Source organism: Barnesiella sp. CU968 (assembly GCF_905219685.1).
Classification (GTDB): Bacteria; Bacteroidota; Bacteroidia; order Bacteroidales; family Muribaculaceae; genus Lepagella; species Lepagella muris_A.
Genome location: NZ_CAJMXD010000115.1, coordinates 1 through 7828, shown reverse-complemented (window position 1 = coordinate 7828; position 7828 = coordinate 1). Strand labels below are relative to the sequence as shown.

Below are 7828 nucleotides of genomic sequence, written 5' to 3'. Positions count from 1 at the left end.
ACAGCCATAAATCTCGTAAAAGATGAGTTGTATGATAACTTCGTACATACTGCAATGACCCGTTTCACCGAGAAATACGGCCATGCTCCGAAAATCTATCCTGTCGTAATAAGCGATGGCGCTCATAAAGAAGAATAATATGGACTCAAAGAAAACAGTATTGGTTTCAGGGGGTGCGGGCTATATCGGCTCACACACTGCGGTGGAACTTCTCAACGCCGGATACAACGTTGTAATCATTGACAATCTTTCAAATTCGGAGAAAGACTCAGTGGAAGGGGTCAAGAAGATAACCGGTAAGGATGAGGCTTTTGAAGTTGTTGACACATGCGATAAAGCCGCTCTCCGAGGGATTTTTGATAAATATCAGTTCGACAGTGTTATTCACTTTGCCGCATATAAAGCCGTCGGAGAATCTATGGCTGAACCACTGATGTATTATCAGAACAATCTGGTATCATTCATGAACATTGTAGAGATGATGAAGGAATACAATCGTCCGAATATCCTGTTTTCATCATCTGCAACAGTATATGGTGATGCAGAACACCTTCCCGTAACCGAACAAACTCCACGTCAGCCAGCAACATCTCCCTACGGAAACACAAAGCAGATTGCCGAAGATATTCTCCGCGATTGTTGCCGTGCGTATAACGACGTTCATGGCATTGCACTACGCTATTTCAATCCAATCGGTGCTCATCCATCGGCTCTTATCGGCGAACTACCTCGAGGTGTCCCCAATAACCTCGTGCCGTTCATCACTCAGACAGCTGCTGGTATCCGGCCGATGCTCAGCGTGTTTGGCAACGACTATGATACCCCTGACGGAACTTGTCTGCGCGACTATATCGACGTAGTAGATTTAGCTAAAGCTCATGTGGCGGCTGTTGACCGTATGACTGAGGGCAAGATGGATGAAAAGTATGAGATTTTCAATATAGGCACAGGCCGTCCGGTATCGGTTCTCGAACTCATTACTGAGTTTGAGAAAGTGAATAATCTCAAACTTCCCTACAAGATGGTTGACCGTCGTCCCGGTGATGTACCCGCTGTATGGGCAGAAACATCACGAGCCAATGAAATCCTCGGTTGGAAAGCTGAACGCACCATTGACCAGACGCTAAAAGCGGCATGGGAATGGGAGAAGCATGTACGAAACTTAAAATAATAGCAACTTATATGAAACCAACATTATTCGTTCTTGCCGCTGGAATGGGGAGTCGTTACGGTGGTCTGAAGCAACTCGACCAATTAGGGCCGCAAGGCCAAACCATTATGGATTATTCAATTTATGATGCCATTAAAGCCGGATTTGGTAAGGTTGTATTTGTTATCCGTAAAGATTTCGAGCAGGATTTCCGAGATAAAATCCTATCAAAGTATGAGGGACATATCCCGGTTGAGGTAGTTTTCCAGTCAGTTGACAAACTTCCGGAAGGTTTCTCTTGCCCAACAGACCGTACTAAGCCATGGGGCCCAGCACACGCTGTCATCATGGCTGCTGGAGTAATCAAGGAACCTTTCGCAGTCATAAACGCCGATGATTTCTATGGCCGCAACTCGTTTGAGGTAATAGCCCAGGAGTTGATGCGTCATCGTGACCGCAAAGGTGACTACTGCATGGTAGGGTTCCGTGTGGGCAACACTATGAGCGAAAGCGGCGGGGTATCGCGTGGTGTCTGCGAAAATAAGGATGGACTACTGACGTCCGTTGTGGAACGTAAGAATATCGCCTATGACAAAGAGCACAACATCGTTTTCACAGACGAGAACGGCATAGAGCAAACCCTCGACCCAATGACACCAGTGTCAATGAATATGTGGGGATTCACACCTGACTATTTCGACTACGCAACACGCGAATTTACCAAATTTCTTGAGCGAGATATAAATATTCCTAAATCCGAGCAGGTAATTCCCGATGTCGCCGACGCGCTCATTAAGGGCGGTGAGGCAACCATCAAGGTGCTTGATACAGACTCGCGATGGTTCGGTGTGACATACGCTGAAGATCGCCCCGGTGTAGTCGCTAAGTTTGCCGAACTCGGAGCCAAGGGTGAATATCCCGAAAAGATGTTCTGAAATATTATTTTATTTGAGAGATAAAAGCTCGTTTAGGAAGGACTGCTAATTCTCCCCGAATTAGCAGTTGTTTTTTTGATGGACGCTTAATTGAAGTTTTCAATATGAATAAAGTTCTGATTATTGATGCTTCCGAAACTGACGGTCGTATCATGTCCAGATTGTTGATTCGGGCTGGATATGATCCCGTAAAGGCGGATAACATCGAAACTGGGAGAATTGAGGCGGCTAAACTGCCTCCCGGTGCAGTTATCGTCACGGCATTACGATTGTCAGACGGTACAGCAAGAGATTTAATCAACTGGCTGAAGAAGGAGAACTACGGTTTTCCGGTCATAGCCATAGTAGAAAATCTGAACAACGCAGATGTAGTAAGCATCATGCGTGGTGGCGGAGCGATGGATGTAATACAACGTCCGGCAATCGACAAGCAGCTTGTTGAAACAGTCGCGCAGTATGCCAAAGAGGAAAACGAAACATTCTCTCTCGGCAAGCTCCTGATACCACGTCAGAGTAAGGAATGGCAGGAGATTGAGCGAAAGATACAGTCTATCGCCAAAATCAACGCTAATGTTATCGTATTCGGTGCAAGTGGCACGGGTAAGGAACAGGTCGCGTTGGAAATCTACCGTCAGAGCCCCCGCTCACAAAAGCCGCACATCGTAGTTGAGGCAGGTGGAGCCGGGCTGATTGGTAAGCACGACCCAAAATCAGAAAGGAGCGAAACCTACAACCGCATCAAAAGTTACTTCGAGAATGCCAACGGTGGAACAATCATCGTTAAGAATCTCCACTTGCTGAGTTTTGAAAAGCAATCTGTACTATTGCACATCCTCGAAGAAGAACATCCTAATGTTCGCGTCATTTGTACCGCAGAGCCATATCTCCGCCGCATGATGACCGAACAAACCTTCCGCCCTAACCTTATGTACATACTCCGAGAATTCGAGATTGTCATCCCGTCACTCGCGAAGTGACCGAGGACATTCCGGTACTGGCTGATGCGTTTCTCAAAATGTATGCCGGAAAGACAGAACAATCAGTGAAACGACTTGACGCATCCGCAATCAAAGCCCTGAAACAGCATCTTTGGATAGGCAATGTGAGAGAACTGAAGAATGTCATCATACAAGCAGCCTTCGGAACAGATAGCGATGTTATCACATCATCAGACCTTACATTCAATGTTTCTGATCCGGAAGATTATGAGGACGTTCACTTGAAGAATCCTTCTGATGAAAAGCGGCGTATAACTGATGCTTTGAGCCGAACAGGGTGGAATAAATTCCAAGCAGCCAAGCTATTGAAGATTAGCCGCACAACACTTGATTACAAGATTAGGCAATTCGGAATTAACAAAGACGAAGTGTGAAAGCCCGTTAATTCGCCAAAATTTTGTATCTTTGTGGCGAATTTAGAAATAATGGCGACTGGAGAGACAGTCGCGTTCTGATACAACATAACATAAGACCGCTTATGGATTAACTGAAAATCTGGACAATTTTCAATACTCAATTCTATAGGCTGATGCTTATGCTATGCTACTGCATAGCGTACATCTGCCATATTGAGTAGCCCGAGTCCAGATGGGTCAGTTTTGTGGTGGGTGTGCGCTTTTTTGTGTGCGCTTTTTTTTATGCCCATTTCTGTTCACTTTTGGGACACAATGTTCATTGTTTGAACAATCTCCGATTTTAACCTTCCTTAATTTCAAGCCTGACTCTAATCACATATATTCATATTATCAACGAATTACAAATTAACATTTGTTTTTGTAATCCATTTGTAACAGGTGCGGGTTTATATCAGCGAAACAAAAACATTATGTATAACCCGTTAAATTCAACCCCGATAAATGGATGTATTTTCACTTACCGAAACCGAGTTCTTCCGCCTGCTGACGGAAGGTAACAACGAAAACCTGCACATTGCCTACAAAGACTTTGTGCTTCAGGTCAGCGAGATCTGCCACAACACACAAGACATAACCTATGCAATATCGGCATTGCTCTATGCCGAGGTGGAGATAGCCCATCTTCAGACAGAGGCGATGCGAAAAGAGGTCAGCCAGCACCTGACATCGTTCATCAGCAAGGCCCTCACATTTGTCCGCCGTACTATCAGCCACATCAAGGAAATACCTGTAAAGACTGTGCCCATAGAAGATTCTATTGATGATATAGCCCTCAACTGGGAGGCAAACAAATCGGCACTAATTGAACTTGGATATGCCTTCAAGGTANCCAACTGCTTCGGCTCCAACGTCACTGTCAAGGAGATAATCAACAAACTCGCCAAAGCGTTCCATGTTGATATACCCGAAAACTACATCTACAAGAAATACAATGAAATGAAGGTAAGAAGCCGCAATAGCCGTACCTATTTCATTGACAGCCTTACCATGTCGTTAAACAGCTTCATGGCAAAGCAAGACGAGGAAGATTGACTCGTCAGACCGATGTCCACCACTATATCCAATACTGATTTTTGACCCGGAGAGGGTTGTTTATTCTTTTCATCTTTCATAGTTTTTAAGGGAAATGCCCTGCCGTCCGCGAAGGATAGCAGGGCATTGATTTTTTGTATAGTTACTTGTTGCGCAACAGGTGGCGTAGTCTGGGGTCTGCGGCGATGCGCTCAATCTCAGATTTTACGATGGTTTTCACATCGTGCTTGATTTTGTCATAGTTGCGTTGGATAGCTGCCTTCATTATGGACTTGTCGGAAGTATCGTCCTTGAAATCCGTAATCAGCGGAATAGGCTTATACGCCGCTGTTTCCTCCGCCACCCGCTTGTTGTCAACTACAATTTCAGCATGAAATATCTTCTGCCGAATACGCTCGTCAAAGTTGTCGCTGACAGCTCCGACAAACATTCCCTGTGTCAGAGTGGATATTTTGCTTGCCGGAATAAGGCTGTCCATCTGGGTGTTGATGGAATGACTTACATCGTTGCGGTTGATGCTCATTGACTGCCGCTGCTGGAGAACCTTTCCAAACCGTTCAGATAGAGTCTTAGCGGTTTCTCCCACGACCTGCCCGGAGAAGATATTTCCGACGGTGTTCATCACTACGGCTGCCTCCTTGTCGCCATAGTCGCGTTTGAGCTGGGAGAAGTCCTGAAAGCCGAGGCATACGGCTACCTTATTGCTTCGCGCAGTGGCAATTAGATTGTCTAAGCCCTTGAAATATATCGTGGGGAGCTCGTCAATTATGACACCTGACTTCAACATTCCCTTCTTATTTATCAGCTTCACAATTCTGGAATTGTAAAGTCCGAGTGCCGCTCCATAAATATTCTGACGGTCGGGATTGTTGCCGACACACAGGATTTTCGGTTCATCGGGATTGTTGATGTCGAGCGTGAAATCATCGCCGGTCATAATCCAGTACAACTGCGGTGAAATCATACGCGAAAGAGGTATTTTTGCCGAGGCAATCTNTCCGGCCAACTGTTCTGCCGCCCCTCCCTGCCATGCGTCTATGAACGGCGACAGGTAATTTTCCAGCTCTGGATATGATGTAAGGATCGGGAAAATCTTTTCATAAGGACAGCAAAGAAACTCAATCGCGTGGGGGAACGTGCAGTACCTGCCATTCTCATAAATCTTGAGATACCAGATTATTGCAGCGAACAGCACGATTGGCGACTCCACAAAGAAATCGCCCTGCTTCTGGATATCGGGTAAGGCGGGGGCATTGCTGCCCCTTTCTCCCCTAAGAACCGTACGTGAGAGTTTCCCCTCATACGGCTCAAGCAACTCAATATTTCTATTTGTTGTTAGAAATCGGCTCATACTTTCAACTGTTTCGTTTGTGTCGCTTATAACAGAGATTGTGTACAAGTTGCCTTACGATTGAACCGCCAACAGATATTTCGTTGACGTTCCATGCTTTCGTATGGTCTATTTCCTTGCCACAAAACGGACAAATCCGGTTCTGTCTGTTCCACAAATATAAGAGTGTCTTACGTCCTTTGAGTGATTCAAGCATTCTCTGCGCCTGTCGCTGATAGAAATAGNCATCACAGACAGNGTCAAAGGGNTTGGCATCGCCCTTTATTTGTTTGTAAGGCGTATAGTGTACGTCCGACAACCGTTTAAGGGTCAAGTAATTCTCTTTCCTGCTTTTTGACGCATATTTCCATGCGAAAGTCCNTTTCCTGNCACGGATTTCGTGCCAATATCTCTTAGCCACCCAAGGTCTCGTTTTCTTTGGATGACGTCTGAGTGCCCATTTCCATGTCATATTGAAAATGTGATTGTCGCAGTCATGAAAAGCATCGGTTGATGCTCCGTAACGGTAGTAGTTGCTCCAGCCTGTGNNTACAGGTTTGAGCATTCTAATCAGAGACTCTTGTCTACACATTTTGTGTCCCAATATGATGTCGGAAACTTTNGCTTTGAAACGTTTCCTTGCATCTTTGGATGGGGATGTGTACAATCGTTTGCCGAACTTTCTTATATTGAATCCGAGGAAGTCGAAGCCGTCATTTATATGAGTTATCTTTGTTTTCTCTTCGGAAAGGGTCAGACCCCTTTCTTTGAGGAACTCTATAACGACAGGTTTTACCTCGTTTTCAAGAAGTTCCTTGCTTAATCCTGTGATTACAAAGTCATCTGCGTAACGGATAAGGTTCACTTTGAAGTTGGTGGTCTTATAGTTACGGAAGATTTTCTTNAATCTTTCGGCGAGCAATGGTTGTAGTCCGTCAAGCGTCATGTTTGCAAGTGTCGGTGATATTATACCGCCTTGGGGAGTACCCTCTTCCGTCGGGAACAATTTACCATTGAACACCGCTCCACATTTGAGCCATTTTTTGAGTATCGCCTTATCCATTGGGATGTTGGCGAGTAACCATTCGTGACTTATGTGGTCGAAGCAGCCTTTTATATCACCCTCCAAAATCCATTGTGGAGAATGCCCACGGTTCAGCACCGTGTCGATTTGACGGATGGCATCCATTGTTCTACGCTTCTTTCGGAAACCATAGGAAAATCTGTCACCTGTCGTCTCGGCTATCGGTTCAAGAGCCATGAGATAAAGAGCCTGCATAGCGCGGTCTTTCATGGTCGGTATTCCCAACGGTCTGAGTTTGCCGTTCTTTTTCTTGATGTGTACTCTGCGGAGGGGCTGCGGTCTGTAGCCTCTGCGTTTGAGTTCACTGATTGCTTTGAATTTTCGCTTGGGAGAGTCCCAAAGCTGTTTGTCCACTCCAGACGTGTTCTTCCCTTTGTTGGAAGTAACCCTTTTTACGGCCAATGCCTTGGCGTAAAAAGAGTGAGTAAGCATCCATTGCAAGGCTTTCACCTTGTTATGTCTGCCTTCTTTCTGAGCCTTTACAATACGCGCTTGTAGCTTTCGGACAAAGGCTTCGCACTTGGGCCAGTCTATCCCGTCCCAAGTTGTCTGCCCCTTGTCAGTAGGCGCACACGTTTCTTTCGATTCGTTCATTTGCTTTCTACTTTAAGAAGTTCTAAAAGTTATCTTGTAAAGAGTTACCTTATACGGAAGTCTGCCCACTTTCGTGTCGGATGATGTGGCTCTCTGCCATACATGGCAATGAGGTCAATCCGTATCCGTCCCATTACAGGACGGCATTCGCTTTTTCCGTNATCTCATACCTGCACCCCGTTCGGCTCACCTTGCGGCTCGCTTACTCATGTTGCGTACAACCATCCGCGATAGCGTATTGACGAACTCCGAAAGAGAGTTGTATCTTTGTCAACAAAAAGAATCATGG

General features: G+C 45.6%; 7 protein-coding genes and 1 pseudogene. 6 read left to right on the top strand and 2 right to left on the bottom strand.

The annotated features are described in order from the left end of the window. From JX312_RS14095 to JX312_RS06155, 6 genes and pseudogenes are all read left to right on the top strand, one after another. Positions 1-138 (top strand): annotated as a pseudogene (locus JX312_RS14095) (galactokinase); the annotation flags it as partial. A gap of 1 nt (position 139) precedes the next feature. Further along, the gene (galE, locus tag JX312_RS06175; RefSeq protein WP_123478201.1) at positions 140-1171 is read left to right on the top strand and encodes a UDP-glucose 4-epimerase GalE; all 1032 of its coding nucleotides are present in this window, start codon (positions 140-142) and stop codon (positions 1169-1171) included. A gap of 11 nt (positions 1172-1182) precedes the next feature. Then, positions 1183-2085 (top strand): sugar phosphate nucleotidyltransferase, encoded by a 903-nt coding sequence (locus JX312_RS06170; RefSeq protein ID WP_123478184.1) that lies wholly within the window; start codon positions 1183-1185, stop codon positions 2083-2085. 104 nt (positions 2086-2189) lie between these two features. Beyond that, positions 2190-3062 (top strand): sigma 54-interacting transcriptional regulator, encoded by an 873-nt coding sequence (locus JX312_RS06165; RefSeq protein WP_204457407.1) that lies wholly within the window; start codon positions 2190-2192, stop codon positions 3060-3062. Continuing rightward, the gene (locus tag JX312_RS06160; protein WP_204457406.1) at positions 3059-3457 is read left to right on the top strand and encodes a helix-turn-helix domain-containing protein; all 399 of its coding nucleotides are present in this window, start codon (positions 3059-3061) and stop codon (positions 3455-3457) included. The genes JX312_RS06165 and JX312_RS06160 overlap by 4 nt, the downstream gene beginning before the upstream one ends. 483 nt (positions 3458-3940) lie before the next feature. After that, entirely contained in the window at positions 3941-4531 is a 591-nt protein-coding gene (locus JX312_RS06155; RefSeq protein ID WP_204457405.1) for an RteC domain-containing protein, read from the top strand. Positions 4532-4673: 142 nt separating this feature from the next. Here JX312_RS06155 and JX312_RS06150 read toward each other — a convergent pair whose 3' ends face one another. Further along, entirely contained in the window at positions 4674-5882 is a 1209-nt protein-coding gene (locus JX312_RS06150; protein ID WP_204457404.1) for a TraM recognition domain-containing protein, read from the bottom strand. A 4-nt stretch (positions 5883-5886) separates the two neighbouring features. Continuing rightward, positions 5887-7539, bottom strand: coding sequence for a group II intron reverse transcriptase/maturase (gene ltrA, locus JX312_RS06145; RefSeq protein WP_204457403.1), 1653 nt, complete (start codon positions 7537-7539; stop codon positions 5887-5889). Between the last annotated feature and the right edge of the window lie 289 nt (positions 7540-7828).

What these genes read in the sequence shown, in the direction of transcription:
- galE (WP_123478201.1), top strand. Translation starts at nt 140, where the DNA reads ATGGACTCAAAGAAAACAGTATTGGTTTCAGGGGGTGCGGGCTATATC.
- JX312_RS06165 (WP_204457407.1), top strand. Translation starts at nt 2,190, where the DNA reads ATGAATAAAGTTCTGATTATTGATGCTTCCGAAACTGACGGTCGTATC.
- JX312_RS06170 (WP_123478184.1), top strand. Translation starts at nt 1,183, where the DNA reads ATGAAACCAACATTATTCGTTCTTGCCGCTGGAATGGGGAGTCGTTAC.